Genomic DNA, 231 nt, shown 5'->3' on the forward strand with positions numbered 1-231 from the left:
GTATAGAAACGCGCTTGACTCCAGCTCCAGCATAATCAGATTACCCCATTGCCGTACTTCGATACGGTGCATGGTTTTGACTGGGGTTTTGGCCTGGCAATCCTTGGCCCGGAAAGAAGAAAAGTCGTGTTCACCCAACAACAACTGGGCAGCCTGATGCATACGGTCGGCATCCAACGGATAACGCCACCAGGTTAACTGCTCATATTGCAGTGCCTGACGGTATTGGCT

At 51.5% G+C, this 231-nt stretch carries 1 pseudogene; it reads right to left on the reverse strand.

Features of this window, described 5'->3' with window-relative positions:
* A pseudogene (locus Q4563_RS23065) lies at positions 1-231 on the reverse strand (tRNA pseudouridine(38-40) synthase TruA); the annotation flags it as partial.

The organism is Gilvimarinus sp. 1_MG-2023, assembly GCF_030548285.1.